26 protein-coding genes and 1 pseudogene are annotated in these 25412 nt (G+C 67.0%); 11 read left to right on the top strand and 16 right to left on the bottom strand.

Translation table 11 applies throughout. The features are described from left to right. Positions 1–19: 19 nt before the first annotated feature. From BLS85_RS11020 to argH, 4 genes are all read right to left on the bottom strand, one after another. The gene (locus BLS85_RS11020) at positions 20–331 is read right to left on the bottom strand and encodes a metal-sensing transcriptional repressor (protein WP_092786205.1); all 312 of its coding nucleotides are present in this window, start codon (positions 329–331) and stop codon (positions 20–22) included. Between the two features lie 478 nt (positions 332–809). Continuing rightward, positions 810–2078 (bottom strand): diaminopimelate decarboxylase, encoded by a 1269-nt coding sequence (lysA, locus tag BLS85_RS11015; RefSeq protein ID WP_092786203.1) that lies wholly within the window; start codon positions 2076–2078, stop codon positions 810–812. Positions 2079–2110: 32 nt separating this feature from the next. Next, positions 2111–2314 carry a hypothetical protein gene (locus tag BLS85_RS11010; RefSeq protein ID WP_092786201.1) on the bottom strand — a complete coding sequence of 68 codons (204 nt, stop codon included), beginning with the start codon at positions 2312–2314 and terminating at the stop codon, positions 2111–2113. Then, a complete protein-coding gene (argH, locus tag BLS85_RS11005) occupies positions 2311–3744 on the bottom strand; it encodes an argininosuccinate lyase (protein WP_092786199.1) in 1434 nt (477 codons plus the stop codon). Before argH ends, BLS85_RS11010 begins: the two co-directional genes overlap by 4 nt. Before the next feature lie 15 nt (positions 3745–3759). Here argH and BLS85_RS11000 point away from each other — a divergent pair, with 15 nt between their 5' ends. Together BLS85_RS11000 and BLS85_RS10995 are read left to right on the top strand one after the other, a co-directional pair. Continuing rightward, positions 3760–4407 (top strand): redoxin domain-containing protein, encoded by a 648-nt coding sequence (locus BLS85_RS11000; RefSeq protein ID WP_092786197.1) that lies wholly within the window; start codon positions 3760–3762, stop codon positions 4405–4407. Positions 4408–4712: 305 nt separating this feature from the next. Then, on the top strand, positions 4713–6068 hold the full coding sequence (locus BLS85_RS10995; RefSeq protein ID WP_143027164.1) for a diguanylate cyclase domain-containing protein: 1356 nt from the start codon (positions 4713–4715) through the stop codon (positions 6066–6068). A 136-nt stretch (positions 6069–6204) separates the two neighbouring features. Here BLS85_RS10995 and BLS85_RS10990 read toward each other — a convergent pair whose 3' ends face one another. After that, positions 6205–6930, bottom strand: coding sequence for a phosphatase PAP2 family protein (locus BLS85_RS10990; RefSeq protein ID WP_092786193.1), 726 nt, complete (start codon positions 6928–6930; stop codon positions 6205–6207). Between the two features lie 203 nt (positions 6931–7133). Here BLS85_RS10990 and BLS85_RS10985 point away from each other — a divergent pair, with 203 nt between their 5' ends. Further along, positions 7134–7718 carry a GNAT family N-acetyltransferase gene (locus BLS85_RS10985; protein ID WP_092786191.1) on the top strand — a complete coding sequence of 195 codons (585 nt, stop codon included), beginning with the start codon at positions 7134–7136 and terminating at the stop codon, positions 7716–7718. 46 nt (positions 7719–7764) lie between these two features. Then, positions 7765–8232, top strand: a complete 468-nt coding sequence (locus BLS85_RS10980; protein WP_092786189.1) for a DNA polymerase III subunit chi — start codon at positions 7765–7767, stop codon at positions 8230–8232. A 35-nt stretch (positions 8233–8267) separates the two neighbouring features. On the opposite strand, the gene BLS85_RS10975 is transcribed toward BLS85_RS10980, so the two are convergent. The 4 genes from BLS85_RS10975 to BLS85_RS10960 all read right to left on the bottom strand — a co-directional run bounded on the left by BLS85_RS10975 (position 8268) and on the right by BLS85_RS10960 (position 9629). Continuing rightward, positions 8268–8639: a DUF5615 family PIN-like protein gene (locus BLS85_RS10975; RefSeq protein WP_092786187.1), complete on the bottom strand. Its 372-nt coding sequence runs from the start codon at positions 8637–8639 to the stop codon at positions 8268–8270. Then, the gene (locus BLS85_RS10970; RefSeq protein ID WP_092786185.1) at positions 8640–8852 is read right to left on the bottom strand and encodes a DUF433 domain-containing protein; all 213 of its coding nucleotides are present in this window, start codon (positions 8850–8852) and stop codon (positions 8640–8642) included. 133 nt (positions 8853–8985) lie between these two features. Next, positions 8986–9279 (bottom strand): helix-turn-helix domain-containing protein, encoded by a 294-nt coding sequence (locus BLS85_RS10965; protein ID WP_092786183.1) that lies wholly within the window; start codon positions 9277–9279, stop codon positions 8986–8988. Continuing rightward, positions 9276–9629: a type II toxin-antitoxin system RelE/ParE family toxin gene (locus BLS85_RS10960; RefSeq protein ID WP_092786181.1), complete on the bottom strand. Its 354-nt coding sequence runs from the start codon at positions 9627–9629 to the stop codon at positions 9276–9278. The genes BLS85_RS10965 and BLS85_RS10960 overlap by 4 nt, the downstream gene beginning before the upstream one ends. Positions 9630–9843: 214 nt before the next feature. On the opposite strand from BLS85_RS10960, the gene gshB reads away from it, so the two are divergent. The 5 genes from gshB (at position 9844) to BLS85_RS10935 (ending at position 16170) form a co-directional block, all read left to right on the top strand. Then, on the top strand, positions 9844–10821 hold the full coding sequence (gene gshB, locus BLS85_RS10955) for a glutathione synthase (RefSeq protein ID WP_092786179.1): 978 nt from the start codon (positions 9844–9846) through the stop codon (positions 10819–10821). A gap of 590 nt (positions 10822–11411) precedes the next feature. After that, positions 11412–12362, top strand: a complete 951-nt coding sequence (locus tag BLS85_RS10950; protein WP_143027163.1) for a hypothetical protein — start codon at positions 11412–11414, stop codon at positions 12360–12362. Between the two features lie 152 nt (positions 12363–12514). Further along, positions 12515–13921: a M16 family metallopeptidase gene (locus BLS85_RS10945; RefSeq protein WP_342729456.1), complete on the top strand. Its 1407-nt coding sequence runs from the start codon at positions 12515–12517 to the stop codon at positions 13919–13921. Positions 13922–13935: 14 nt separating this feature from the next. After that, a complete protein-coding gene (locus tag BLS85_RS10940) occupies positions 13936–15279 on the top strand; it encodes a M16 family metallopeptidase (protein ID WP_092786173.1) in 1344 nt (447 codons plus the stop codon). 192 nt (positions 15280–15471) lie between these two features. Next, on the top strand, positions 15472–16170 hold the full coding sequence (locus BLS85_RS10935; protein WP_092786171.1) for a pirin family protein: 699 nt from the start codon (positions 15472–15474) through the stop codon (positions 16168–16170). Between the two features lie 30 nt (positions 16171–16200). On the opposite strand, the gene BLS85_RS10930 is transcribed toward BLS85_RS10935, so the two are convergent. Both BLS85_RS10930 and serB read right to left on the bottom strand, forming a co-directional pair. Beyond that, complete coding sequence (locus BLS85_RS10930) at positions 16201–17628, bottom strand: FAD-binding oxidoreductase (RefSeq protein WP_092786169.1); 1428 nt, start codon at positions 17626–17628, stop codon at positions 16201–16203. Then, on the bottom strand, positions 17625–18599 hold the full coding sequence (serB, locus tag BLS85_RS10925) for a phosphoserine phosphatase SerB (protein ID WP_092786167.1): 975 nt from the start codon (positions 18597–18599) through the stop codon (positions 17625–17627). The genes BLS85_RS10930 and serB overlap by 4 nt, the downstream gene beginning before the upstream one ends. 394 nt (positions 18600–18993) lie before the next feature. On the opposite strand from serB, the gene BLS85_RS10920 reads away from it, so the two are divergent. Next, the gene (locus tag BLS85_RS10920; protein WP_092786165.1) at positions 18994–19392 is read left to right on the top strand and encodes a type II toxin-antitoxin system RelE/ParE family toxin; all 399 of its coding nucleotides are present in this window, start codon (positions 18994–18996) and stop codon (positions 19390–19392) included. Then, the gene (locus tag BLS85_RS10915; RefSeq protein ID WP_092786163.1) at positions 19379–19702 is read left to right on the top strand and encodes a helix-turn-helix domain-containing protein; all 324 of its coding nucleotides are present in this window, start codon (positions 19379–19381) and stop codon (positions 19700–19702) included. The genes BLS85_RS10920 and BLS85_RS10915 overlap by 14 nt, the downstream gene beginning before the upstream one ends. A 6-nt stretch (positions 19703–19708) precedes the next feature. On the opposite strand, the gene BLS85_RS10910 is transcribed toward BLS85_RS10915, so the two are convergent. The 5 genes and pseudogenes from BLS85_RS10910 to BLS85_RS10890 form a co-directional block, all read right to left on the bottom strand. Next, positions 19709–20497, bottom strand: a complete 789-nt coding sequence (locus tag BLS85_RS10910) for a hypothetical protein (RefSeq protein ID WP_143027162.1) — start codon at positions 20495–20497, stop codon at positions 19709–19711. 40 nt (positions 20498–20537) lie between these two features. Next, positions 20538–20720: a hypothetical protein gene (locus BLS85_RS10905; RefSeq protein ID WP_092786159.1), complete on the bottom strand. Its 183-nt coding sequence runs from the start codon at positions 20718–20720 to the stop codon at positions 20538–20540. Between the two features lie 27 nt (positions 20721–20747). Further along, positions 20748–22238: a glycerol kinase GlpK gene (gene glpK, locus BLS85_RS10900; protein WP_092786157.1), complete on the bottom strand. Its 1491-nt coding sequence runs from the start codon at positions 22236–22238 to the stop codon at positions 20748–20750. A 408-nt stretch (positions 22239–22646) separates the two neighbouring features. Continuing rightward, the gene (gene kaiC, locus BLS85_RS10895; protein ID WP_092786155.1) at positions 22647–24314 is read right to left on the bottom strand and encodes a circadian clock protein KaiC; all 1668 of its coding nucleotides are present in this window, start codon (positions 24312–24314) and stop codon (positions 22647–22649) included. Positions 24315–24702: 388 nt separating this feature from the next. Next, positions 24703–25409: pseudogene (locus tag BLS85_RS10890) on the bottom strand (FGGY family carbohydrate kinase); the annotation flags it as partial. Between the last annotated feature and the right edge of the window lie 3 nt (positions 25410–25412).

Raw genomic sequence — 25412 nt, 5'->3', positions numbered from 1 at the left:
GTCCTTTCCGCGCGCCGGGTCACAGGTACCGGGAAATCTCCTTGAACTCAGCCAGCACCGCCTTGGCCTCAGGCCCCTCGCGAACCACCCCGTCAAGGCAGTGGTCGATGTGGTCGCGGATGAAGACCTGCTTGGCCTGCCGCACCGCCGCTTCCACGGCCGCGAGTTGCTGGGCCACATCGACGCAGGGGCGTTGCTCCTCGATCATGGAACTGATCTTGCGCAAATGGCCCTCCGCCCGGCGCAGGCGCTTGACGATGTCGCCGTGGGTGGCGTGGACCGCGTCGGAGGCAGTCGGGTCGGTCAGGATTTCCGTATCGGCGGACGGCATTCAAATGCTCCCAGCCTGTTTGAACCGCTCTATCCTATCCCCCTGGAGGGGATGAGCGCAACTACCGAGTGCCAGGGCAATCGCGTGAATGCACGGTTGACGAAATGCGAAACTTCGTAGGGCGGGTTCGCGCCAAAGGCGCAACCCGCCGCATCACAGCCAAGCGGCGGATTGCCCCGCGGCGCGGGGCGAATCCACCCTACCCAAAAAAGAGTTGGGGCGTTCCACCCCAAGGCACTCGATCCCCCCGCGTCTTTGCGCCCCCCCTTTCACCCGATTGCCCTGCACCGAGTGCGATGTTCCCGAACGCAGAGGATAGGCCAGCGACCAAGAGCCGGGTGAGTCGATAACCGCTTGATTGGTTCGCGTGCGTCGGCTGCCTTCCCGTAGGCTGGGGTTAAATGCGACGCGCCGAACCCCACCGGATCCGGCCGACGTTGGGGGTCGCACGGCTCACTCCAACCGACGCCTGACGGCTTCACTCAAGCCACGGCGGCGTGTCTTCCAGGGAGCCCATCTCCTCCATCGTCGGCCGGCGCCGCACGACATGGAACCGGTCGCCGTCCACCAACACTTCCGGCACCAGCGGCCGGCCGTTGTATTGGTTGGCCATGACGGCGCCATACGCCCCGGCGGTCATGAACGCGATAAGGTCCTCCGTCACCAGCGGCGGCAGTGAGACATCGCGGGCGAAGGTATCGGTGGACTCGCACACCGGGCCGACCACGTCGATCAGCGCCCGTTCGGCGTCGCGCGGTGCCTCCCGCACCGGCCAGATCTCGTGCTCGGCGTCGTACAGGGCCGGGCGCATCAGGTCGTTCATGGCCGCGTCCACGATGGCGAAGGCCTTCGTGACGCCCTCCTTCCGATAGATCACCCGGGACAGCAGCACGCCCGCATTGCCCGCGATGGCCCGGCCGGGCTCGATGGTCAGGGCGCAGCCCAGGTCACCGACCGTCCGGCGCACGACATCGGCGTACGCGGCCGGCGGCGGCGGCGCGTTGTCGCCGTGGCGGTAGGGCACGCCGAGGCCGCCGCCCAGGTCGAGCCGCTCGACCGTCACGCCGTCGGCGCGCAGCAGGGCGACCAGATCACGAACCTTCAGGAAGGCCGCCTCGAACGGCGCCAGATCCAGGATCTGCGAGCCGATGTGCAGCGCGATGCCCTTCAGGGCAATGCCCTCCAGGGTCATGGCGCGGCGGAACACCCGGCGGGCGCTGGTCCATTCGATGCCGAACTTGTTCTCCGCCTTGCCCGTGGTGATCTTGTGGTGGGTGGCGGCGTCCACGTCCGGATTGACGCGGATAGCCACCGGCGCCCGCGTGCCCAGGCCGCGCGCCACGGCATCCAGCGCCTCCAACTCGGGTTCGCTTTCCACGTTGATTTGATGCACCCCGGCTTCCAGGGCCGCCGTCATCTCCGCCGCCGTCTTGCCGACCCCGGAAAAGACGATCCTGTCGGCCCGCGCCCCGGCCGCCAGGGCCAGCGCCATCTCTCCGCCGGAGACCACGTCCACCCCGGCCCCGAGCCCGGTCAGCAGACGCAGCACGGCGCGGTTGCCGTTGGCCTTCATCGCGAAGCAGATCATGGCATCGAGCCCGGAAAAGGCATCGGCGAAGGCCCGGACATGCCGGGTCAGCGTGGCGGTGGAATAGACGTAGCAAGGCGTGCCGACCTGTTCGGCGATCCGGGTCAGGGGCACGTCCTCGGCATGCAGCAGGCCGTCCCTGTAACTGAAATGATGCATGGAGTCTGGGCCTTGTGCTCGCGGGGGGTGCGTCAGAGAAATTCGTCGTCCGCCGTCTCGTCCGACAGGGTGGGCGCACGCGGCGCGTTCTCGGGATCGGCCGGCGCCGGATAGACGCGCGGATACGTGCTGTCCTCGGGCGCCAGATTCGCGGCCTTTCGACCGCAGCCCGACAGTCCGACGGCCAGGCCGGTCGTCGCGAGGATCCCCAGCAGGACAACACGGGAGAGGGTCATGTGCGGTCCTCCGGGTTCAGGAATCGTTGGCGGGCGGCGGTACAGGCTTCGCGGACGCGGTCGGGCGCGGTGCCGCCCAGACTGGTCCGCGCCGCCGCGGACCCGGCCGAGTCGAGACGAAGGCCGCCGGTGATGCGCGGCTCGACCGACTGGAGGTCGGCCAAGGAGAGGTCCTCCAGCCCGACGCCCTTGTCCTCGGCGAGCTTGACGATAGCGCCGGTCACATGATGCGCGTCGCGGAACGGCACGCCGAGTTCCCGCACCAGCCAGTCGGCGATGTCGGTGGCGGTGGAGAACCCGGCGCCGGCCGCCGCCGCCAGCCGATCCCGGTTGACGGTCAGATCCGCGACCATGCCGGCCATGGCGGAGAGGCACAGGTCCAGGGTCTCGACCGTCTCGAAGACGGGCTCCTTGTCCTCCTGCATGTCCTTGGAATAGGCCAGCGGCAGCCCCTTCATGACGATCAGCAGGCCGTTCAGGTGGCCGATGACGCGCCCGGTCTTGGCGCGAATCAACTCGGCGGCGTCCGGATTGCGCTTCTGCGGCATGATGGAACTGCCGGTGGTGAAACGGTCGGACAGCGCGACGAAGCGGAACTGGGCACTGGTCCAGATCACCAGTTCCTCAGCCAGCCGAGACAGGTGGACAGCGCACAGGCTGGCGGCGGCCAGCACCTCGACGGCGAAATCGCGGTCGGAGACGGCATCCAAGCTGTTGGCCGCTGGCCGGTCGAAGCCCAGCAGATCGGCCGTCATTGCCCGGTCGATCGGAAAGCCGGTGCCGGCCAGCGCGGCGGCGCCCAGCGGGCATTCGTTCAGCCGCGCGCGGGCATCACGCAGGCGGCCCCGGTCGCGGCCGAACATCTCGACATAGGCCAGCATGTGATGGCCGAAGGTCACCGGCTGCGCCGCCTGCAGGTGCGTGAACCCGGGCATGACCGCGTCGGCATGGGCCTCCGCCTGATCAAGCAGGGCCGCCTGAAGCGCGGTCAGGCGTGCGTCCAGCCCGTCGATGGCGTCGCGCGTCCACAGCTTGAAATCCGTGGCCACCTGATCGTTGCGCGAGCGTGCCGTGTGCAGCCGGCCGGCGGCGGGGCCGATGATCTCGCGCAGGCGGGACTCCACGTTCATGTGGATGTCTTCCAACGCCGTACTAAAGGCGAAGCGTCCCTCAACGATCTCTTGCAGAACCTGATCGAGCCCGGCCAATATGGCCGCGCCGTCATCGCGCGGAATGATGCCGGTTTCCATCAGCATGCGGCAATGCGCCTTCGACCCGGCGATGTCCTGACGGAACAGCCGTTTGTCGAAGTCGATGGAGGCGTTGATGCGCTCCATCACCGCCGCCGGGCCGTCGGCGAAACGCCCGCCCCACATGCTGCTGCGGGCGCCCGTCCGCGCCTGTTCGTCGTCGCAATCGTTCACGTCCATCCGGGACCACCCACCTTGAAAGTCACCAAACGCCCATCCGGAAGCCAGACCCCACCCAGAAAGCAGACACGGTCGCTTCTCGTTCTGGCCATCATCATCATCGGCTTCACCGTTGCAAGCGCCGGTCTGATCATTCCCAACGTCACCAGCGATTACGTGGTCGGCGGGCGCGGCGCCGTCACTCTGCTGACGACCATGGAACGGACCCCGCACAATGCCGCGGTCCGGGGCGCGCCCTTCAAGGACGAACAGGGCCGGACGGTGTCCCTGGAGGACTTTCGCGGCAAGGTCGTCGTCCTGAACTTCTGGGCCACATGGTGCCCGCCGTGCGTGCGGGAAATGCCGGGGCTGGACCAGTTGCAGGCCAGCCTGGGCGGGCCGCATTTCGCCGTCGTCGCGGTGTCGACGGATCGGATGACCATGCGGGACGTCAAGGAGTTCGCCGACGACCAGGGCTGGCTGAACCTGCCCCTGTACCATGACTCCGACAAGGCACTGTCCGAAGCCATGCAGGTGGGCGGACTACCGACAAGCTTTATCCTCGACGGAACCGGACGTCTGATCGGCCAGCATGTCGGCATGATCGACTGGACCCACGCGCCGTTGGTGAGCGACCTGCGCAAGCGGGTAGAAGCGCTGGCGGCGGCGGGGTCCGGAGGCTGACGGATCGACCGCTTGGCTTCGCGGTAGTGTCGGGATCGCCTCGCCAACTCGCACCGCGCGATCCCGCCGCTGTCGTCTCGACCGGCATCAAGCCGTGGCCAGCGAACAGAAACACCGGTTGTGGTGGTTTCCGAACGCGGCATCTTGGCCTATCTTTAGAGATGGACGGAGGGAAACGTTAAGGGGGGGGAGTGTCGGTTCACGGTTCCGTGAATTGGGATCGCCTGACTTCGGTCGGAGGAGGGGCGAAAGCGTGGTCACCGACGGAAGGCTGCCGGCCGTGATCATCGAGTCGCTCGAATACTGTGTCCCGCGACGGTTCGATGCCAAACAGAACGTTCAATACGCAGTTTCTTACGGATACCATTTTACGTCGCCTTCAATCGCGGGCGGCGACAGGAAAAGTTGTATTCTTGAATTACGTTTTTGTCGCGGGGCTTATGGGGGTCGCCCTTTTGGTGCGCCTCGCGATCGCCCCGCTCGACGGCGGCATTCAGTACATCACCTTCTTCCCTTCGGTCGCGATCGCCGCCGTGGTGGGCGGTTTCTGGACCGGGATGTTCGCCGCGGTTCTCGGCACGGTCATGGCCAGCTACCTGTTCTGGCCCCCTTACATGAGCTGGAAGTTCGAACTTGAAAACGAGATGATGATCTCCAACGCGGTGTTCCTGGTCGATGCCCTGCTTGTCTGTACGTCGATCGAGGCCATGCACCGGTTCTACCGGCGCTTTCTGGGCGCCGAAGATGATCTGCGGCTGGCCACCACCGTCTATGAGCACTCGGCGGAAGGCATCATGGTCACCGACGCGAATGCCCGCATTCTCACCGTCAATCCGGCCTTCACCCAGATCACCGGCTTCAGTCAGGACGAGGTGATCGGAAAAACACCAGCCATTCTTCGCTCGAACCGGCATGACGACGACTTTTACCGCGAAATCTGGGACGCGCTGCGCGAACAGGGCAGGTGGCAGGGAAAAATCTGGAACCGGCGCAAGAACGGCGAAGCCTACCTGCAATGGCTGACCATCAATCGCGCCTCGGATCGGGCCAGCAAGCACGTCCGCTACGTGGCCGTCTGCCGTGATATCACCGCCAGCCACATCGAGGATGAACAGATCAGGCATCTGGCGTTCCACGATGCCCTGACGGACCTGCCTAACCGTCTGATCCTCATGGACCGGCTTCAACACGCCATCGCCCGGGCGCGCCGGGAAGACGAGCGCCTCGCCCTGATCTTCATTGACCTCGATCACTTCAAAGAGGTCAACGACACGTACGGCCATGATGTTGGCGACCTGCTGCTGCAGGAAGTCGCCGAGCGGATCCGCGGTCAACTGCGGGCCTCCGATACAGCCATCCGCATGGGGGGCGACGAATTCGTCATCCTGATGGAGGGGCAGGATCCCCAAGACCAATACCCCCGCCTTTCCACGACCCTCATTGACCTGATCTCACAGCCGATGACCCTGAAGGGACATACGGTCAGGGTTGGCGCCTCGCTGGGCATCGCCTTTTATCCCGACGATGCCCAGGACGTGGAAACCCTGCTCAAGCGGGCCGACGCGGCCATGTATTCGGCCAAGTCCGACGGCCGGAGCACATTTCGATTCTACGCGCCACCGCGCCAAGCCTCCATCACCGCGCGGGAGGCAGACGGTTAGAACGGAGCTCCGGCAGGCGACCGCCACGGCTGTTCGGCCGAATCGGATGAGGAACGGCCGAGACAAACCCGATCCGTGCGGCGCTCTCCCCGTGCAGCCCTCGCATTGCCCTGAGAGACCGGCTCCAAGATGGGCGTTACACCGGCTTGCCGATGCGCACCGGCCAGCCCCGCGCCCGCGCCCAGCGGGCGACCAGAACCGCGCCGATGATCCCGATCAGGCTGCCCATCAGGACGTCCGACAGAAAGTGGACGGTCACGAACAGGCGACTCGACGCCACCAGAACGCCGAGGGTAACGAACGCCGGCCAGTGGCGCGGGAACATGACCATCAGCATCGTCATGGCAACCCAGATGGTCTGGGAATGCCCGGACGGAAAACTGGCCGCCGCCGCGTCGAAGGCCAGCGGATCAAACCCGGTGCGGTCCTCGCGGAACAGCCACACCGGACGCAGCCGGCCGATTGAATGCTTCAGCACCGTCACCACCAGGCCGGTGCCCGCCAGAGCGATGAGGAACGCGGTCCAGGCGCGGCCGATGTCGCGCCAGCGCGCCCAGACGCGCCCGCTCAGGGCACTGACCATGCGGGCCCGACTCCACCCCCAGGCGGCAAAACCCAACAGGTACCAGTGCAGCCCGGTGCCGAGGTCGGTGACCACGGACCAGAACCCCTTCCACTCGCCCTGAACCTGCGCCTTCAGCATCAGGGCCAGCGGCCGGTCGATCGCCACCATGGCGACGGCGCTGATCAGCGTCACCCACAGGCAGGCCGCCACCAACGGCCGCTCGCGCGCCCAGGCAAGGAGGCGCCACAGCAGGGACGAACGGCGGAACGCGGGGCCAAACGCGGGTGGTCGGGACAAGAGCGGTCTTCCATCAAGCGTATCGTACTGCTGTCAAATCAGCATGGTCTCAAATGTTTTTAAACCACTGCTCCAGCAATGATGAACGCCGGGATCGGGTTTCGGGCTGCGGCCGACCCCTGCCTTCCTAACCGCGCGGCACGCGGCGGACAAGCGCCGGCTGCCGGGCATGCGCCACCCCAGCACAGGGGCATCATCGGGTCATGAGCCTGGCCGCGTCACCGCGTTCGTCCTCCGCCCCGCGCGAACATACCGGAAAACCGGTTCTTGATCGTCTCAGCGATCCAGGCACGCTCTGGCTGGCCGCCCGCGAGGGCGTGCATCCCCGCCCGGCGGTGGAGGCCGACGCCGGCCCCATCCGTGATTTCCTGATCACCCAGTACGACGCCTTCAATGCCACCGACAATACGGTCGAGGGACACCGGGTGTTCCGGGACTTCGTCAGAGTGCCAGCGCTGCGCGGTCGCCTGAGGGCCGGCAGCCTGATGCTGCTGGCCGAACGGCGCGGCGCCATCCTGGGGGTCTGCGAGATGCACCGGGACGGCTATCTGACGCTCTTGTATGTCCGCGGCGATCAGCAGGGGCGCGGCCTGGGCCGGCTTCTGTTCAGCATGGCGCTGCGGCGGCTGCGCGCCGAGGCGCCCGATCTGCGGACGGTGCGGGTGCGGGCGATGCCCTACGCGCGGGGCTTCTACACCCATCTCGGCTTCCGCCCGTTGCGGGACGGCCTGCGCGACGACCGGGGTTTGCGCTTCTATCCGTTGGCTCTCGACCTGGATCGGGTATAGAGGGGGGGGCGGAGCCCGCTTTCTCCCCGCAGGACCCGGACGCACCATGGCCCGACTCGACTTCTATCACCTGTGGCGCTGGCCGCTGGAGCGGGCGTTGCCGCGCCTGCTGACCCGTGCCCATCAGTCGGGCGCGCGGGTTGTGGTGCTGGCCGCCTCCATGGACCGGGTGCGGGCGCTCAACAGCCTGCTGTGGACCTTCGACGCCAACAGCTGGCTGCCGCACGGCTGCCGTGACGACGGCTATCCGGAGCACCAGCCGATCTGGCTGAGTGACCAGGAGGAACGACCCAACGGGGCGACGCTGGCGGTGCTGACCGAGGGCATGACGGTGGCCGATCCCGCCCAATGGGACCGGGTGCTGGATCTGTTCGACGGCCACGACGAGACCGCCGTCGCGGCCGCGCGGGAACGGTGGAAAACCGCCCGCGACGCCGGCCACACCCTGTACTACTGGCAACAGACCGAGCGCGGGGGGTGGGAGGAAAAGGCCAGCGCCAATGTCGTGACGTGACGGCCTGTGGCGGGGGCGGCTCGTTTGGACCAGGGTTACGGCGGCGATCCGTCGGTACCTTTTCGTTTGTCATCAGCCGCCAGCCACGCAAGGTCGCGGATCAGGTATTGCCCCCGATTCGCCGCGAGAACCAATTCCGCCACCCGTCCGGCGTGCTCTTTCAACGTTTTCAACTTGTTACTTGGCAGCACGGCAACGCCAATGTTGCGCCCCGTCAGGTCGTGGTCCCGGTACATGTTCGCATCGGAGGTCACCAACACGTCGAAACCAGCGGCCTCGGCGGCGGCAAGCAACGCACCGTTCCTTTTCCCTTTCCAGCCCATGTACTCAACCGTGACCGCCTCATGCTCGGATCCGAAAAACCGGCGAGCCGCGATCGGCATGCACTCGTCGAGAAGAATCCGCACCTACGCCGCCGCGATCCGCGAAATCTCGTCCGAAGTCCATCCAAGGACGGCAATGACATCGTCCTTGTTGAGCGAGGGCCACTCCTGGATGATCTCGTCAATGGTCATGCCGTCCGCCAGATTGTCGAACAGCACCGAAACCGGAACCCGCGTGCCCCGGAAACAGGGGGTTCCACTCATGATCTCGGGATCCGTCACGATCAGGTCCATCATGGCGCAGCCCTTTCCAGCCAAGCCAAACAAAGCCAAGCAAAGGATACCGTAGCATCGTCACCCCAGACGCCCGTTCACCGACAACCGGGCCGGCCCTGCTTGCTGAATGGCGGTTACATCCGGATTGCGGATGCTACCGCCCCAGGGCGCGGCGCACCGCGTCCGGTTCCCGCTCCATGACGCGCAACAGCACCCGCGCCGCGCCGCTCGGGACACGCTGCCCCTGTTCCCACTTGCGAACCGTGGACAGCGACACGGACAAGGCCCCGGCAAAGGCGGGCTGGCTCATGCCCAGGCGCGCGCGAATCGCGGCCACGTCCGCCCGCTCGGCCCCAACCACCGTCTCGCGTGCGCGGGCTGCGTCGCCCTGGCCGTAGGCAATGGCGTCTTCCAACCCGTCGCGGATCGCCTCGAAAGCCTTGGTCATGGTCGTTTCCCATACGTGTCAACGAGCACCTGAACCAGCGCCGCCAAGTCGTTTCGCTCGGCACGAGACAGGTTGTCCTTCTCGTTCTTGGCGAAGACGGTCAACAGGAACAGCGGCATAGCCTCGTTCCGGTAAGAGTAGACCACCCGCGCCCCGCCGCTCTTGCCGCACCCTTTCAGGGCCACCCGCACCTGACGAACCCCGCCGGTTCCGCGCATCACCGCGCCGCATTCGGGGTCTGCCGCCAGCATCGCTTTTAGGGCGTCGCGATCTTCCTCATCCATCAGGTCCACCGCACGGGAGATGAAGGCGCGCGTCTCGACGATGGTCACCAGCGGGCCGCTTTCCATACCCCAGCGTAACCCTCTGGGTTAGTTTTGCGCAAGGACGATCATGGAAATGGGGTTCCCCGTTTTCCCTCAGGTTATTCTGGAACCGGTTCCGGGCGGGAGTACAACTCCCGCCCGATGTCAGAAGGCACGAGCGGAGCCCGAGGGTTCCGCATGACAGGCCGCGCCGGCGGCGATACCATCCGGCGCCCTTTTGTTGCGGAGATCCAGCCCCATGTCCCTGTCCGTCGCCATCCAGATGGACCCCATCGAGACCATCGACATCAACGGCGACAGCACCTTCGTGCTGGCGCTGGAGGCCCAGGCGCGCGGCCACCGGCTGTGGCACTACCTGCCGCGTGATCTGTCCTTCCGCGACGGCCGCGTGATCGCCCGCGCCCGACCGCTGACCGTGCGCCGTCACGTCGGCGGCCATTTCACGCTCGGTCCGCCGGAGATGCTCGATCTGTCCACGGTGGATGTCGTGTTGATGCGCCAGGACCCGCCGTTCGACATGGCCTACATCACGGCCACGCACATCCTGGAGCACATCCACCCCCGCACCCTGGTGGTCAACGATCCGGCCGAGGTGAGGGGCGCGCCCGAAAAGCTGTTCGTCTGCCGCTGGCCGGAGCTGATGCCGCCCACGCTCATCAGCGCCGACACCGCCGAGATCAAGGCCTTCCGCGCCGAACACAAGGACATCATCGTCAAACCGCTGTTCGGCAACGGCGGCGCCGGTGTGTTCCACCTCAAGCCCGACGACGAGAACCTGGGCGCCCTCCTGGAGATGTTCGGCTCCATCTCCCGCGAACCGTTGATGGTGCAGCGCTATCTGCCCGAAATCCGGGAGGGCGACAAGCGCGTCATCCTGGTGGACGGCGAGGCCATGGGCGCCATTAACCGTATTCCGGCGGCGGGCGAGGCGCGCTCCAACATGCACGTCGGCGGCAAACCGGTGGCCACCGACCTGACGCCGCGCGACCGCGAGATCTGCGCCGCCATCGGCCCGGAGTTGCGGGCGCGCGGGCTGATCTTCGTCGGCATCGACGTGATCGGAGAGTATCTGACCGAGATCAACGTGACCTCGCCGACCGGCCTGCAGGAGATTGCGCGCCTGGGCGGCCCGCGCCTGGAGGCGCCGCTGTGGGACGCCATTGAGGCCCGGGCGGGCGGGCTTACCGAGCCGACGGTCCCTGCGAACGGCGCCTGACGCGAAATTCGGATCATCCATTCGCATCCGCCGACATCATGTGCACTTCTGGCGGTCGGCGTCCGCCCGGACTCCCTCCCCTGGATAGGGGAGGGCTGGGGTGGGGTTGAAAAAAAGCCCGTGGGGTTGACGCGGCGAGCACCACCCGCCCGAAGACCAACTCGCCCCCCTCCCAACGTCCCCCCGGCGGAGGCTATCTGATTCACACAACTCTACTTTTGTTCGTCATTGCGAGGAGCGCAGCGACGAAGCAATCCAGGGCGGATACTTGCGTTTTGTGCCCTCGATTGCTTCACCCTCGCCTTGCGACGAGGGTTCGCAATGACGAGTCACATTTTCGCGCGAACGAAGAGCCGCCGCTTCGGCGGGAAGAAGTGTGAATATGATAGCCGGCGGGCGGAGGAGACGGACAACGCTCATCGAACCGAAACGGATCAAACGGATTTCGTATGACACGCCTCGCCGGCCTGTCTGTCCAAACCTGAACAGCACACCGCCATGATGCCGCCGGAAAGGGGTGGGCATGAGGGAGGGGCAGGCCGACTCCGGCGGCCGCAACGATCATGGCAGGCCATTGCGAAGAGAGAGACATGAGACCGTACCGCCCCACCCCATCCACAGTCCCGTCCCGTGTCGCCGGCCTTGTCGTCCTCGCTGGCGCGATGATGCTCGGCGCCCACGCCCACGCCGACACGACCGATCCGAAGTCGGGTCCATGGACCACGACCGTGGGCGATCACACCTACGCGCTGCACGCGCCGGACCCGGACCGGGAGGGCGCCGTCGTCGTCACCCGCGATGGAACCGTGGCCTACCGCCTCCCCGTGCATGGTGATTTCGTCGGCGCCGACGGCTGGCGCGACGTGACCGGAAACGGGCACCCGGACATCGTGTTCACGATGCGGACGTCCCGGAGCACGACCGCCAGCGTGGCCCTGGAAGCCACCCCGCGCGGGGTGTTCGAACTGGTGCAGATGGGCGGACGGGGGCCGGCTCTGAACGATCTGGACGCCGTGCCGTCGTTCCTGGACCAACCCTCGTCGGCAGACGACGGCCCGTTCGGGTTGAGCCCGCAGGCCATCAAGGCCCATGAAACGGCGGACGGATATGCGCATTGCGTCATCCCCGCCCCCAGTTACGGGGGATTTGCCCTGGTTCTGCGCGATGGCCGTGTGGCCTTCCGCTGGCCCCTGAAAGGGCCGCTGCCGCCCGCGCCGGAGGGACAGCCCGCCGACGGGCCGCGCTGTTATCCCCTTTCGGACCTGACGGGCAACGGGCACGAAACGGCCCACATCACGGATCTGACCTCGCGCAGCACCACCCGGCATGTGATCCTGGATCTGGGACCGGAGGGGATCAGCGAGGTGTTCAACGAGTCCCTGCATTTCACCCAGGACCTGATCTGGGAAGACGCGGACGGGGACGGGATCCGGGAACCGGCCGTCTCCGACCGGGAAGACTTCGGGAGCCTCGCCCCGATTCGGCCCGATGTCATTCCACGCCGAGATCTGGATGTCCCCGGTCGCGGCGCGTCGGACTGAGGCGGAAAGCCAACCAACGGGCCCGCCAGCCGGCGCGGGTCATTCGGGACAGGTCCCGTCGGGCGTTGAGCCGGTCGCCCGCCCATCCCATATAACCAGCATCAATCCCGTGGGTTTGCCGAAAAGGTCGTTCGATGCCAGGTCTTCATTCCTTGTCGCGCACCCGGACCCGCCCGCACGCGGTTGCCGCGTCCCACTCGGCCGAGGACCGCGCCCGCCTGTGGCTGGCCGCCGCGGCGTTGATGGCCCTGACCCTTCTGGCGCTGCCATCGCCCACCCGCGCGCAGAGCTTCGACGCCGACAGCTTCACGCTGGACAACGGTCTTCAGGTGGTGGTGGTGGAGAATCACCGGGTGCCCGTCGTCGCCCACATGGTCTGGTACAAGGTGGGGGCGGCCGACGAGCCTCCGGGAAAGTCCGGCATCGCCCATCTTCTGGAACACCTGATGTTCCAAGGCACGGAGACCGTCCCGCCGGGCGAGTTCTCCAAGATCATCGCCCGCAACGGCGGCCGCGACAACGCCTTCACCAGCAGCGACTACACGGCCTACTACCAGACCATCGCCCGCGACCGGCTCGAACTGGTCATGGAGATGGAGGCCGACCGCATGGCCAACCTGCGGCTGGCCGAGGAAGACGTTCTCACGGAACGCGATGTGGTCATTGAGGAACGCCTCAGCCGCACCGAGAACGAGCCGACCGCGCTGATGAACGAGCGCCTGGATCAGGCCCTGTGGGTCGTCCATCCCTACAAGAACCCGATCATCGGCTGGGCGCACGAGTTGGAGGCGTTGACGCGGCAGGACGCGCTCGACTTCTACGCCCGCTTCTATGCGCCCAACAACGCTGTTGTGGTGGTTGTCGGCGACGTCACCGCCGATGAGCTGCGCCCCCTCGCCGAGCGGACCTATGGGCAGGTTCGGCCGGCCCCCGAAACACCGACGCGCGACCGCCTCCGCGACCTGCCGCCGCCGGCCGATGTGACCGTGACCATGCGCCATCCCCAGGTGGCCCAGCCGACATGGTGGCGCCGCATCGTCGCGCCCAGCCGCAATGCCGGCGCCAGCGAGCTGTATCCGGCGCTTCAAGTGCTGGCGGAGGTGTTGGGCGGCGGGCCGGTCAGCCGGCTGTACGAACGGATGGTGGTCGAGGACAAGGTGGCCGTGTCGGCCGGCGCCGGTTACAACGGCCGAGCCGTGGATTTCGGGACCTTCGCGTTTTCCGTGACGCCGGCCCCCGGCCGTGCCCCGGCCGAGATCGAAACGGCCGTCGAGGCGGAAATCGCCCGCCTGCTCGAAGAAGGGGTGACGGACGAGGAGGTCGAGGGCGCCAAGCGGCGCCTGCGGGCGTCGGTGGTGTTCGCCCGCGACAGCATTTTCATGACCGCGCGCATCGTCGGCGCCGCGCTGGCGACGGGCGCCACCCTGGAAGAGATCGAGCGTTGGCCCGAGGACATCGCGGCGGTCACCCCGGACGATGTCATGGCAGCCGCCCGCGCCGTGTTCGACGGGTCGGCCGGCAGTGCCACCGCCGTCCTGTTGCCCGAGTCCTCCAGTTGATGAAGAGAGCCCGCATGGTGATGTCGTTCCGTCGTTGCGCCGCCCTGGTCCTAATCGGGGCGGGACTGATGATCGTGGCCGCGCTGCCGGCCCACGCCATTGAGGTCACCCGTGTTCAGGGCCCCGAGTCGGGGGTTGAGGCGTGGCTGGTCGAGGATCACACCAACCCGCTGGTGACCGTCGAGTTCGCGTTTGACGGCGGCGCGGCCTTGGACCCGGAGGGCAAGGCCGGGCTGGCGCACCTGGCCTCCGGCCTGTTCGACGAGGGCGCGGGCGACCTCGATTCCCAGGCGTTCCAGCAACGGCTGGCCGATCTGGCCATCAATCTTCGTTTCGATGCCGACCGCGACACGTTCAAGGGCACCCTGAGCACATTGACCGAGACCCTGGACGAGGCGGCGACGCTGCTCCGCTTGGCCTTGACCGAGCCGCGCTTCGAGTCCGAGGCCGTGGAGCGCATCCGGGAACAGGTGCTGGCCGGACTGCGCTACCATGAAACGGACCCCGACCACATCGCTCGGGATGAATGGTATGCGTCCGTGTTTCCGGACCACCCCTACGGACGGCCCGTCGACGGCACGCCGGAAAGCATCGCCGCCCTGACGCGCGCCGACCTTCAGGCGTTCGCGCGCCGTCACCTCGTCCGCGACCGCCTGATGATCGGCGTGGCCGGCGACATCACACCGGAGCGGCTGTCGGCGCTGGTGGACACGGTGTTCGGGGCGCTGCCGGAAACCTCTGATCTGCCCGCCGTTGCGGACGCCACGCCCCGGACCGACGGGCACACCGTGGTGATCGACCGCGCCATTCCGCAGAGCGTCGCCGTGTACGGGCATGGTGGGTTGGCCCGTTCGGACCCGGACTGGTACGCCGCCTATGTCGTGAACTACATCCTGGGCGGCGGCGGGTTCTCCTCCCGCCTGATGGAAGAGGTTCGGGCCAAACGGGGTCTGGCCTATTCGGTCTACAGCTACCTCATACCCCTGAACCATGCCGCGCTGTGGATCGGCGGTGTGGCCACCGGCAACGCCCGTGTGGCCGAAAGCCTGGATCTAATCGCCGCCGAGTGGCGCCGCATGGCCGAGCAAGGACCGACCACCGAGGAACTCGCCGACGCCAAGACCTACCTGACGGGCGCGTGGCCGCTGCGCTTCTCCTCATCGGACGCCATCGCGCGGATCCTGGTGGCGATGCAGGACGCGGACCTGCCGCCCTCCTACCTGACCGAGCGCAACAGCCTGATCGAGGCGGTGACCCTGGACGACGCCCGCCGAGTGGCGGCGCGCCTGCTTGACCCGGAGGCTCTGACCACCGTCGTCGTGGGTCAGCCGGAGGGTGTGACGGCGACGGCGAACTGACCGACCGGGCGCCTATTCAAGCCCCATGAAGAACGACAGGGTCTCTGCCGTGGCGCCCAGATTCCGGCTGGACGGCCCGGAGGCGTCGGTCTGTGCAGAACGCGGTGGGTCGATTTCCGACACCCAAGACTCTGACATGCCGTGGTTCGAATGCCTATCTGGAATGAAACGCATTCTCACCGGAGTTTCTTCATGATCGAAATCCGTCCGTTCAAAAGCCTGGGGCACGCCGACCATGGCTGGCTCAAGGCCCGTCATCACTTTTCGTTTGCCGGCTATCAGGATCCCGCGCGCATGGGCTGGGGCCGGCTGCGGGTCTGGAACGACGATCAGATCGACCCGCAAACGGGCTTCGCGCCCCATCCGCACCGGGACATGGAGATCATCACCTACGTCCGGCAGGGCGCCATCACCCACACGGACAGTCTGGGCAACGAAGGCCGCACCGAAGCCGGGGACGTCCAAGTGATGAGTGCCGGCAGCGGCATCCGGCATTCGGAATACAACCGGGAAGACGAGGAAACGCGCCTGTTTCAGATCTGGATCGAGCCGACGGCACGCGGCGGCGACCCGCACTGGGGCGCCAAACCCTTTCCCAAGGGCGAGCGGGCCGGCGACTGGGCAATCCTCGCCAGCGGCATGGACGGCGACGGGGACGCCCTGATGCTTCGAACCGACGCCCGGGTCGCCGGGATCACGCTGCGCGCCGGCGAACGGGCCGAATGGACGCTGGGAGAGGCGCGCAAGGCCTACCTCGTCCCGGCTGTCGGCGCGGTCGAGGTCAACGGCGTCGCCGCGAACGAACGCGACGGCGTCGCCGTTGAGGCGGTCGACACCATCGCCCTCACGGCAATCAGGGACAGCGAGATCGTTCTCGTCGACACGCCGTAGCCCTGTGTGGGGCGCGCCCCCGCGCCCCCGCTACACCACCACCTTACCGGGGTTGAACAGGCCCGCCGGATCGAGCGCGTGCTTGATGGTGCGCATCATCTCCAGTTCCACCGGGGCCTTGAGGCGTTCCAGTTCGCCCACCTTGAGGCGCCCCACGCCATGCTCGGCGGCGACGGACCCGTCCATGTCGGTGACGATGTCATGGACGATCCGGTTGATCTCGTCCCATCGCGCCAGATAGGCGGCCTTGTCCAGGCCCTCGGGCTGAGTGAGGTTGTAGTGCACGTTGCCGTCCCCGACATGCCCGAAGGGACAGGGCCGAATGCCCGGCATCGCCTCGGCCACCGCCGCGTCGGCGCGGGCGATGAAGGCCGGGATCGAGGAGACCGGCAGCGAGACGTCGTGCTTGATCGAGCCGCCCTCGAAGCCCTGGGCCTCCGGCAGGCTCTCGCGCAGCCGCCACAGGGCGTCGCGCTGATCCAGGCTTTCCGCCAGCACGGCGTCGCCGATCATGTCCGTTTCCAGAGCCTCGGCCAGCAGGCCCTCAAGGTCCTCGCGCACGCCCCCGTCCCCACCGGCGTCCGGACGCGGGCTCGACAGTTCGATCAGCACGTACCACGGCCACGGCGCTTCAAGCGGATCGGTGCAGCCGGGCATGTGCCGGCAGGTGATCCCAACGCCGAACCGGGGCAGGAACTCGAACGCCGTCACGGCGTCGCCGGACCACGCCCGGGCGTGACGCAGCAGAGCGGTGACCTTGTCCAGGGCGTCCAGGCCGCACAGGGCCGTCGCCGTGGCCACCGGCTTTGGATAGAGCTTCAGCGTGGCCGCCGTCACCAGACCCAGCGTGCCCTCGGCCCCGATGAACAGGTGACGCAGGGCGTACCCGGCGTTGTCCTTACCCAGGCGGCGCAGACCGGTCCAGACGCGACCGTCGGGCAGCACCACCTCCAGCCCCAACACCTGCTCGCGCATGTTGCCGTAGCGCAGCACGCCGGTGCCGCCGGCGTTGGCGGCGATGGCGCCGCCGATCTGGCACGAGCCCTCGGCGGCGAGGCTGACCGGGAACAGGCAGTCCGCGTCGGCGGCGGCGGATTGCAGGTCGGCGAGGATCACCCCGGCCTCGACGGTGGCCGTCAGGTTGACCGGGTCCAGATCGCGGATGCGGTTCAGCCGCGCGGTGGAGATCACCACCTCGCGGCCGTGCTCGAACGGGACATTGCCGCCGACAAGCCCGGTATTGCCGCCTTGGGGCACCATCGGCACCCCGGCGCCGTGGCAGGCGGCGACGACGGCGGCGGCCTCGTCGGTGCTGGCCGGTTTGACCACGGCGCGGGCCTTGCCGTGGAACAGCCCGCGCGGCTCCTCCAGGTGGGGCGCCATGTCGGCGGCCTCGGTCAGCACGGCGGCGGGGCCGACGATCTCGATGAGACGGTCGATAAGGGGGTCGGCGGTCATGCGCTCTCCGTGAACTCTTCGCGGGTGTAGCCCTGGGCGAACAGCAGCGCCGTGAGGTCGCCATGACGGATGACGGCGCGGGCCTCGGCGGCGACGGCGGGGCGGGCGTGAAAGGCCACCCCCAGGCTGGCCGCCAGCAGCATCGGCAGATCGTTGGCGCCGTCGCCCACCGCCAGCGTCCGCGACATGGGCAGGCGCAGCCGGCCGGCCTCCGCCATCAACGTGGCCAGCTTGGATTGACGGTCGCGCACCGGCTCGACCACGGCGCCGGTCAGGCGCCCGTTCTCGATCACCACATCGTTGGAAACATGATCGTCGAAGCCGCAGAGGTCCGCCACCCGGGACGTGAAATACCGGAACCCGCCCGACACCAGCAGGCAACGGGCGCCGTTGGCCTTCATGGTGCCCACGAGGGCGCGGGCGCCGGTGGTCAGGCGGGTGTCGGCCCAGGTGCGGGCGAAGGCCTCCTCCGACAGATCGGCGAGCATGCCGACCCGCTCTCTCAGGGCCTCGGCGAAATCCAGCTCGCCGTTCATGGCGCGCCGCGTGATGGCGGCGATGGCGTCGCGCAGGCCGGCGTGTTCCGCCAGATCGTCCAGCGTCTCCGACGTGACGATGGTGGAATCCATGTCGGAGATCAGGAGCGCCTTTTTCCGGTCGGCCACGGGCTGGGCCAGCAGGTCGACCGGCAGGTCCGCCAGGACAGCGCGCGCACTGCCTTCGGCCTGTTCCATTGCCAGCCCGGCGAAGGCGATGTCACACGCCTCCCCGGGTGCCAGCCAGCGCGGCCGGTCGGTCTCCGCCCCCAGGCCGCCCAGGGCCGTGCGCACGGCCTCCACCCGCTCGACCGTCAGGGCGGCGGAGCCGGGGGCCGCGATCAGCGTCAGCACATGGTCGAGCCCGCGCGCGCCCGGCGACGGATCGTCCTCTCCGAGATCGGTCAGCGTACGGAACGGGGGCGGGGTGTCCATGCGGCGCGCGCTCCGGCAGTGGCGGGGGCGCCCGCCCCCCGAGCGGGACGGGCACGGTCCTTTAACGCGGAACGGGGGCGGCTGGCAATGTGGTGGGTGGGTTCGGGCAGGAACGCGCCGGCGACGCTGAACGAAAACTGACGAGCCCGGAAAGGCTGTTGGTGTGTCGACACAGCACCTTGACACTGGAAAGGTTCTATGCAACATAGTTGAACAGAACAACGAGGGAGGCGCTGATCGTCATACAGCCTATGGTCGCTATACGCATCTTCAACGTTTAGTCTACAACGTTTGGTTTTCCGAGCCTCTTACGGTCGCTTTATTTCAATTGTGTATCTTATGATAGTGAACTGGAGTGATTCAATGAAACAACATTCGTTAAGAAGATATTCCCATGCGAATCTTCGCAACCCGAGAGGCGGCCCGATTCCTGCGGAGAGAAGGCCTCTCAGGCGATTCCATCCGAGCGGCTGTCGACGAATTGAACCAGGGCCTTGTTCATGCGGACCTGGGAGGTGGGCTCGTCAAGCAGCGGATAGCCCGCCCCGGCAGCGGCAAACGTGGCGGCTACAGGGCTGTCCTGGCGTTCCGAGCGCGCGAGAGGGCCGTTCTTCTCTACGTCTTTCCAAAGTCGGGGCAGGCGTCTTTATCCAAGAGAGAAAAGTCCGCCCTGGCGAAGTTGGCCGCCGAGCTCTTGCGACTGGATGACTCCCAGACGATCCGGGCCATCCAGTCGGGAGCGCTCGTCGATGTGGCCGAACGTGAAGAGCAACCAGACCATGACCGTACGTAAGACCGAGACGAGCCCGATCCTGGACATGGTCCATGAGACGGCCACGGGCCTGCACGATGCCGGCCTCCTCAACGACGTCACCATGCGCGAGTTCGACGCCTTGTGCCTGCCCGCGCCCCCGGCCTTTACACCCGAACAGGTGAAGGCCTTGCGGTCGCGCTGCCGGGTCAGCCAGCCGGTCTTCGCGGCTTATCTCAATGTCTCGAAAACGGCCGTCGCCGGTTGGGAGGCCGGCGACCGGAAGCCGGGGCCGACGGCCCGCAAGCTGCTGGATCTGGTGGACCGAAAGGGGCTGGAGGTGCTGAGTTAGCCCCCGTCATCGCCAGGGCAGGAACACCGCCTCGTGGAGCGACATCCACCACGAGAACAGCGCGGTGTCGCCGAACGTGGCCAGCAGCGGTGTGTTCGTGAGGGTGTCGAAGGTGACGATCAGGTACGGCAGATAGAAGATCACCGCCGCCATGAGCAGAATGCGCCTCACCCGCGCCCGGCGGACGAAGTCGCGCAACGCCAGCCGGCAGAGGAACACGACCGTCACGGTGCAGGCGGCAAAAGCCGGAATCCAGAGCAGGGCACTGATGGCTCCCGAAAAGCCGGTCAGGAAGCCCAGAAGCAGCGCCTCGACATCGACGTACGGCACGGGCAGCCACGGCGCCACCGCGCCCGCGATCCCGGCCAGCGCGTCCCGGGTCGGACCGGTGTCCACCAGCATCATCAGCCAGCCAATGGCCAGCGCGCTCAGCACGTACCAGCTTCCGACGCGGAGCAACACCGCGCGCAGGCTCCGCACAATGGCCTCGCGCGTGTCTGTGATCATGCCGGTGCGCAGCAGGGCATCGTAGACCTCGTCAACGCCCCGGTTGATGTATCTGGCCTTGTACCCCGTAATCGCTTCCCTGTAGATGGCCTTGATCTCGGACCTGTTCAGGCCGTAGTCCAGCAGCGCCCACATATGGGCAGCGGAATCGTTGAGAATGACCGCTCTTGAGGATCGGCGGACCCTGTGTCCTGTTCTTTTGTCCTGGTGCTCCGGTTTTCGCGCGGTGTTGACAAGGGCAAGATGCCCTTCCAGCCACTCTTCCTGAACGGCAGTGTTCTTGGCCATTTCAACCTGTCCCTCTGTCCCGGTTCCGTCCCACTCCGGCTCAGTCGTCGATCTCCAGACCATCGACGACCCGAATCCGCCACAGATCGTTGCGGGCGATGCGAATCTTCCGGTGGCCCTCCTCGTTGCCCTCGGCGATCTCGTCAACGGTCGCGGGCAGGATGCGCGCGGTTCTGATGGCATCGACAAGCGCTGCCCTGTCCTCGGCGCTCAGCTTTCCCATCCTCGGCATCGTTTGATGTCCCCCTTTCTACCGACCCGATGTGATAACCCGCCCGACGGCGGCGGTCCATCCGGCATACAACCGCTCCCGGTCGGTGGCCGCCATGGCGGGGGTGAAGGCCCGATCCGGCCGCCAGCGGCCCGCCAGATCGTCGAGGCTTTTGTACAGCCCAACGCGCAGCCCCGCCAGCCACGCCGCGCCCAGGGCCGTGGTCTCGATCACCGCCGGACGCTCCACGGTGACGTCCAGCACGTCGGCCAGGAACTGGCAGGCCCAGTCGTTGGCCACCAGTCCCCCGTCCACCCGCAGCGAGACCGGCGCCGTGCCGCTGTCGGCGGTCATGGCTTCCATCAAATCGCGGGTCTGATACCCCTGGGCCTCCAGCGCGGCCCGGGCGATGTGGGCGCGGCCGGTGTCGCGGGTCAGGCCGAGCAAGGCACCGCGCGCGTCCGGATCCCAGTAGGGCGCGCCCAGCCCGGTGAAGGCCGGCACCAGATAGCAGCCGCCGGTGTCAGGCACGGACGCTGCCAGGGCTTCGCTGTCGGCGGCGGTGTCGATGATCCCCAGGCCGTCGCGCAGCCACTGCACGGCGGCGCCGGCGACAAAGATGGCGCCCTCCATGGCATAGGTGGGGCGGCCGTCGAGACGATACGCCAGCGTTGTCAACAGCCGGTTGCGGCTTTCCACGAAGGTGTCGCCCATGGTGATGAGGGCGAAGGCGCCGGTGCCGTAGGTGGACTTGATCATGCCCGGCGCGAAGCAGCCCTGACCGACGACGGCCGCATGCTGGTCCCCGGCCATGCCGGTGATGGGGATGGCGCCGCCCAGCAGATCCGGCCGCGTGACGCCGAAATCGGCGGCGTTGTCCATGACCTCCGGCAACAGCGCCCGGGGAATGTCGAACAGCGCCAGCAGGTCGCCGTCCCAGCGCTGGGTGCGGATGTCGAACAGCAGGGTGCGCCCGGCGTTGGTGGCATCGGTGGCATGCACGGCGCCGCCGGTCAGGCTCCACAGCAGCCACGAGTCCACCGTGCCGAAGCACAGGTCCCCGACCTCGGCGCGGGCGCGCAGGTCCGGCGCGGTCTCCAACATCCAGGCCACCTTGGTGGCGGAGAAGTAGGGGTCCAGCAACAGGCCGGTCTTGCGCCGGATTAGGGCCTCGTGACCGGCGGCCCGCAGGTCGCGGCACATCGGAGCGGTGCGGCGGTCCTGCCAGACGATGGCCCGGTGCACCGGCTCGCCGGTGGCGCGGTCCCACAGCACGGCGGTCTCGCGCTGGTTGGTGATGCCAATGGCGGCCACGTCGGCGGCGGAAAGGCCGGCTCCCGCCAGCGCCTCGCGGCAGACGGCGATGGCGTGGTCGCGGATCTCGCCGGCGTCGTGCTCGACCCAGCCGTCGGCCGGATAGTATTGCGTCAGGTCCCGGCGCGCGCTGGCGACGGCCGCGCCGTCGCGGTCGAACACGATGGCGCGGGTGGACGTGGTGCCCTGGTCCAGGGCCAGGATGTGGCGGGTCATGGCGTCCGGTCCTCCCCCTTTCACGCGCCGTCAGGCATCGTCGGCGTCCGGGCACATCCTTCCCCGACGGAGCAGGGCGACCGGCACCGGTGCGCCGGAGCGGATCGGCTCCGGGAACGGGGGGGCCCGCCGTTGCCTGGGGTGCCTGATCCGGTTGGGCGCTGGTCCGTTGCATGGCATAGCCGATCCGCCGCCCTGAATCGAGCGGGAGAAGGTTCTTGGCCTGACGGTCCAGCATCGGTGCGGGCCGGGGCGCCTCATGGATCATCGGGGCCGGGTGTGCCTGCATGGCCGGGAGACTCGAACGGCGGTCCCGGCGTCCGCGCGTTCGCGCCGGCCCGCCGCGCGGTTATGCGGGCGTCTGATCGCGAACACGTGGGCGGTCCGGCGGCCCCTTCGGAGTGTCGATCAATTCCCGCCACGCGCGAGTAAAATGGATTGCGCATCCTTAGCGGCAGCGTTCAGCGCCAGTTCGACGCGCGCGATTTCGGATCGGAGGCTGTTCAGGGCCTCGTCGCGTTCCAGCTGGACCTGGGCGAAACGCGCGTCAAAGGACTGGGGAATGGCCTCAAGCTGGCGGTTGAGGTGCTCAAGACGCGCGGCGGCCGCATTGTTTTCATGCCGCTCCGCCTGTTCCCGGATCAATTTTTCCGTTCCGAACACGAAACTGCCGCTGCCGACGTATGGGTCCTCGATTTCAAGTCCGTTTTCGGTGATCCGGAATTCCTTGATCTGCTGGGAGGTATTGGCGCCGCGCCCTTTCAGGACCCGGATCAGTCGGATGTACTCGCCCTTCTGTCGATAAAGCTCGAGACGCGCCCAAACATCAAGGAGAGAGGACAGGCCAAGAGAACTGGTGGCTTCGTTCTCATTGGAGAGCAGTTCCGTCATGATGCACGAGATGCCGCGAGTTTTGCACAGGTCGACCAGACGCAATACCATGTTCTTGACAGCCCTGTGATCCCCGAGGTCGGCGAAGGCACTTATGGCATCGATAACAATCGCATCCGCCTCGGTCGTCGTCAGAAGATGGGCGATCCGGATCAGGTGATCCTCGAGACCGTGATCCACCGACCGGAACCGGGCGAAACTCAGCGAGCCGTCCCTGACCTTCGGCTCCGTGTCCAGTCCGATGCGCTTGAAATCATGCTGCAGTTCGGACTGATCCTGCTCGAATGACAGGTACAGCGTGCGCAGACCCTGGGAGCACAGCCCCAGCGCGACTTGGCCGCATAGATTGGTTTTTCCCGTTCCCGACGTCCCGCTGACCATCATGGAGCCGCCGCGGTACAGGCCGCCACCCAGCATGCCGTCAAGGCGCTCGTGCCCGGTGCTGATCATGCCGCTTCGCGACGCGTGCCCTACGTTCAGGGCCGTGACGGGCACAAGCATGGGGCCCTGACTTTCGATCATGAACGGGTATTCGTTCGTGCCATGGTTGACGCCGCGCATCTTCATGACCCGAAGCGTGCGGGTCATGAGACGGCCTTCGACCGACTGGCTCAGTTCGATCACCGCGTCCGCGACGTAATCCACCAGGGTGTTTCGGGTCGCCACGGTATCCGAGACCGAGATGAGCGTGGTGACCTCGGAGCCCCGCAGAAGCTGAAGCAGCTTGTGTGTGTGTTCCCGCGCCACGGCGTCAGCCTGATGAAAGCCGTAGGCGAGGCGAGTCATGTCGTCGATCGCCAGACGCGCCCCCGGGCAGATTCCGTCGTCCTTCTTCAGCGCGGTGGCCAGACGAACCATGACGATTTCCTGATCAAGCCCGCCGTGCATCACTTCGCCCGGGAGAGGCCGCAGATCCACGAACGCGAGCGTGCCCTCGGTCAGCCAGTCGTCCACGGGATGGCCGAGGGCACGCAGGTATGCCTGCAGACGCTCGGGCGTCTCGGTGCACGTGGCACAGACCGAGCGCATGCCCTGGCGCGCGCCTTCGGCAAGAAACATCAGGAGAAAAAGCGTTTTGCCGCACCCAGGTTGTCCGATGAAAAGAGTCGGGCACCCCCTCAGGTAGCCGCCGTTCAGGACCTTATCCAACCCCGGCACGCCCGTTGTCGCTTGCTGGAATTCCATGTTCACTCCTAACGCTTCGAAGGAAACATACGCCCATTAACGGGGAAAGCTGGCGGGGAACCATCCCTGAGTGAAACACTTATGAGGGAAAAACTCAATATGGAGGCGCCTTTGACCGGCGCGGCGCACCGGACCGAACAGGAGCCGGATTGTGCGATGTTCCGACGCGCGGTGCCGCCGAAGGCCTTGCCGAGGGACACGGGCAGAGGGAGTGCGTTCCGTCAATGCGTTTCGGGTGCGCGTCGATTTATCTGACCGCGTTAATGGCTCGAATCGCCCCTCCGGCCGGCCGCCGGGCTGGAATGGGGGCAACACAACAATCAAGCGGCGGCCAACAGGGAGAACGCCAAGATGAGCGGAGGACTCTGCGGCTCCTCGCCCCCACCGGACGTCCGTCGAGGCGGCAGGCAAGGGTGGTCAGCAGGCGGTTGCGGCTTTCCACGAAGGTCTCGCCCATGGTGAGCAGGACGAAGGCGCCGGTGCCACAGGTGGACTTGATCATACCCGGCGCGAAGCAGCCCTGACCGACCACGGCGGCATGCTGATCCCCGGCCATCCCGGTGATGCGAATGGCGCCGCCCAGCAGATCCGGCCGCGTGGTGCCGAAATCGGCGGCGTTGTCTATGACCTCCGGCAACAGCGCCCGGGGAATGTCGAACAGCGCCAGCAGGTCGCCGTCCCAGCGCTGGGTGCGGATGTCGAACAGCAGGGTGCGCCCGGCGTTGGTGGCATCGGTGGCATGCACGGCCCCGCCCGTTAGGCTCCACAGCAGCCACGAGTCCACCGTGCCGAAGCACAGATCTCCGGCCTCGGCGCGGGCGCGCAGCCCGGCGCGTGCTCCAACGTCCAGGCCACCTTGGTGGCGGAAAAGTAGGGATCCAGCAGCAGGCCGGTCTTGCGCCGGACCAGGGCCTCGTGACCGCCCGCGACGGCATGATCGCGGATTTCGGCGGCGTCGTGCTCGACCCAGCCGTCGGCCGGATAGTACTGCGTCAGATCCCGGCGCGCGCTGGCGACGGCCGCGCCGTCCCGGTCGAACACGATGGCACGGGTGGACGTGGTGCCCTGGTCAAGGGCCAGGATGTGGCGGGTCATGGC

Origin of the sequence: Rhodospira trueperi (assembly GCF_900101965.1) — a bacterium.
Lineage (GTDB): Bacteria > Pseudomonadota > Alphaproteobacteria > Rhodospirillales > Rhodospirillaceae > Rhodospira > Rhodospira trueperi.
The sequence above is the reverse complement of the archived record's forward strand: the minus strand, read 5'-3'. Positions and strand labels throughout refer to the sequence as shown.

Excerpts from the sequence above, each read along its gene's own strand:
- BLS85_RS11020 (WP_092786205.1), bottom strand. The coding sequence starts at position 331 with ATGCCGTCCGCCGATACGGAAATCCTGACCGACCCGACTGCCTCCGAC.
- lysA (WP_092786203.1), bottom strand. The coding sequence starts at position 2,078 with ATGCATCATTTCAGTTACAGGGACGGCCTGCTGCATGCCGAGGACGTG.
- BLS85_RS11010 (WP_092786201.1), bottom strand. The coding sequence starts at position 2,314 with ATGACCCTCTCCCGTGTTGTCCTGCTGGGGATCCTCGCGACGACCGGC.
- argH (WP_092786199.1), bottom strand. The coding sequence starts at position 3,744 with ATGGACGTGAACGATTGCGACGACGAACAGGCGCGGACGGGCGCCCGC.
- BLS85_RS10985 (WP_092786191.1), top strand. The coding sequence starts at position 7,134 with ATGAGCCTGGCCGCGTCACCGCGTTCGTCCTCCGCCCCGCGCGAACAT.
- BLS85_RS10980 (WP_092786189.1), top strand. The coding sequence starts at position 7,765 with ATGGCCCGACTCGACTTCTATCACCTGTGGCGCTGGCCGCTGGAGCGG.
- BLS85_RS10970 (WP_092786185.1), bottom strand. The coding sequence starts at position 8,852 with ATGATGGACCTGATCGTGACGGATCCCGAGATCATGAGTGGAACCCCC.
- BLS85_RS10965 (WP_092786183.1), bottom strand. The coding sequence starts at position 9,279 with ATGACCAAGGCTTTCGAGGCGATCCGCGACGGGTTGGAAGACGCCATT.
- BLS85_RS10960 (WP_092786181.1), bottom strand. The coding sequence starts at position 9,629 with ATGGAAAGCGGCCCGCTGGTGACCATCGTCGAGACGCGCGCCTTCATC.
- gshB (WP_092786179.1), top strand. The coding sequence starts at position 9,844 with ATGTCCCTGTCCGTCGCCATCCAGATGGACCCCATCGAGACCATCGAC.
- BLS85_RS10950 (WP_143027163.1), top strand. The coding sequence starts at position 11,412 with ATGAGACCGTACCGCCCCACCCCATCCACAGTCCCGTCCCGTGTCGCC.
- BLS85_RS10940 (WP_092786173.1), top strand. The coding sequence starts at position 13,936 with ATGGTGATGTCGTTCCGTCGTTGCGCCGCCCTGGTCCTAATCGGGGCG.
- BLS85_RS10935 (WP_092786171.1), top strand. The coding sequence starts at position 15,472 with ATGATCGAAATCCGTCCGTTCAAAAGCCTGGGGCACGCCGACCATGGC.
- BLS85_RS10930 (WP_092786169.1), bottom strand. The coding sequence starts at position 17,628 with ATGACCGCCGACCCCCTTATCGACCGTCTCATCGAGATCGTCGGCCCC.
- serB (WP_092786167.1), bottom strand. The coding sequence starts at position 18,599 with ATGGACACCCCGCCCCCGTTCCGTACGCTGACCGATCTCGGAGAGGAC.
- BLS85_RS10920 (WP_092786165.1), top strand. The coding sequence starts at position 18,994 with ATGCGAATCTTCGCAACCCGAGAGGCGGCCCGATTCCTGCGGAGAGAA.
- BLS85_RS10915 (WP_092786163.1), top strand. The coding sequence starts at position 19,379 with ATGACCGTACGTAAGACCGAGACGAGCCCGATCCTGGACATGGTCCAT.
- BLS85_RS10910 (WP_143027162.1), bottom strand. The coding sequence starts at position 20,497 with ATGGCCAAGAACACTGCCGTTCAGGAAGAGTGGCTGGAAGGGCATCTT.
- BLS85_RS10905 (WP_092786159.1), bottom strand. The coding sequence starts at position 20,720 with ATGGGAAAGCTGAGCGCCGAGGACAGGGCAGCGCTTGTCGATGCCATC.
- glpK (WP_092786157.1), bottom strand. The coding sequence starts at position 22,238 with ATGACCCGCCACATCCTGGCCCTGGACCAGGGCACCACGTCCACCCGC.
- kaiC (WP_092786155.1), bottom strand. The coding sequence starts at position 24,314 with ATGGAATTCCAGCAAGCGACAACGGGCGTGCCGGGGTTGGATAAGGTC.